General features: G+C 31.6%; 1 protein-coding gene. It reads left to right on the top strand.

Translation table 11 applies throughout. From position 1 onward, the window contains the following. The first annotated feature begins 349 nt into the window (after positions 1-349). Positions 350-1,624: an ATP-binding protein gene (locus tag P1S59_14390; protein ID MDF1527416.1), complete on the top strand. Its 1,275-nt coding sequence runs from the start codon at positions 350-352 to the stop codon at positions 1,622-1,624. The last annotated feature ends 175 nt before the right edge of the window (positions 1,625-1,799 follow it).

Raw genomic sequence — 1,799 nt, 5'->3', positions numbered from 1 at the left:
ACCAACGTTATGAAATGTATGGTGAGCCAATCGGCCCACAACAAATAATTGTCTATGATGAACTGGTCATACCCCCTGAATAAATGGATATAAAGACAATAAGAATTGGGTGTTGAGTAATAGAAAATACAAGGAAATAGTATAGAAAATACCATTTCTTTTAATCATCGGTATTTTCTTATCTTTTATTGGTGAATTCTTGCGGGATTATCTATTACCTTTTCTACACTTCAATTCAGGGATATTATGTATAGATGCTGAGTATATTTTATTATTTAATATGTTTTTATAAGTACTTATTAAATGGTAACGAAAACTATATAAGTAAATATACGACTTATTCATTATAATGGAAAAAAATAAACTTCGCCAAGTAATCATTGATCAGCAAGCTCTGTTCAGCAAAAAGGAGGACCTTATCGATAGAGACCTGAATCTGGAATATTATTTAAATGGCAATGAGATTATCGTAATATCAGGAATAAGAAGGTGTGGAAAAAGTTCTCTTTTGAAATTGATATCACAGAAAGTTGAAGGTACCAAAGTATTCATCGATTTTGATGATATCAGGTTTATTAATTTTAACCCGGATAACTTCCCGGAAATACAGGACATTGTTTTAGAATTATTTGGGGAACATGAAAATGTTGTGTACTTTTTGGATGAAGTTCAAAACGTAACATTCTGGGAAAAATGGGTAAACAATCTATATTCACAAGGAACCAAGGTATTTGTTACCGGTTCAAATTCAAATCTGTTAAGTTCAGAGATTTCTACATATCTTACCGGAAGAAATAAAGTAATTAAATTATTTCCCTTTTCATTTAAAGAATATCTCAGGCTTAAAGAGATTGAATCCGTAAACCTTGAACACCTGACAAGTTCCCAAAAAACGAAAGTATATACCTCATTTTTAGAGTATTTTAACAATGGAGGTTTTCCCCTTATCCTGAAAAACGATGATATACAATTGTCCAAACAATATTTTGAAGATATTTTAAACAAGGATATATTGAACAGATATAAAGTAAGAGAGGTTAAGGAATTAAAAGACCTGATTCTGTTTTTGTTCTCAAATATTGGCGGAATATATTCCTATTCAACATTAAAAAAGGTATGTGGAATTAAAAGTCTGAGTACAATTAAAAATTATATTGATTATTTCCAGAACGTATTTTTAGTATACCAGGTTGGCAGATTTGATTATTCGATTAAAAAACAAAAAGTGTCTTCATCTAAAATATATGTGGGAGATAATAGTTTTCTAAAAACTGTTTCTTTTAATTTCTCGGAAAATACAGGAAAACGACTTGAAAATTTAGTATTCCTTGAGCTTAAAAGAAGATATGATGAGATATATTATCATTTGGAAAAAAATGAATGTGATCTTGTCATTAAAGAAAATCTAAAAATAACACAGGCAATCCAGGTATCTCAAAAATTGGACAATCCGGTCACAAAACAACGAGAAATCGCAGGATTAATGGATGCTATGAAGAAATATGACTTAAAAGAAGGATATATTCTCACTTTAGAAGAAGAAGGATCTTTAGAACTGGATGATAAAAATATATGTATAAAACCCATCTGGAAATGGTTACTGGAGTCTGATGACGCCAGATAGTTTATTCTGACCAACATTAAATATCATTTTATCATTCAAAACCCAATCACCATCCAGATACAATATCGAGACCCACGCATGAACAAACAACCCACCTTCCTGCCCCTCTCCCTGAATGAAGCAAAGACCCTCGGATTCCAGCAATTCGATATCATCCTGGTGACCGGGGACGCTT

This window comes from bacterium (genome assembly GCA_029210965.1).
Classification (GTDB): Bacteria; BMS3Abin14; BMS3Abin14; order BMS3Abin14; family BMS3Abin14; genus JALHUC01.
The sequence above is the reverse complement of the archived record's forward strand: the minus strand, read 5'-3'. Positions and strand labels throughout refer to the sequence as shown.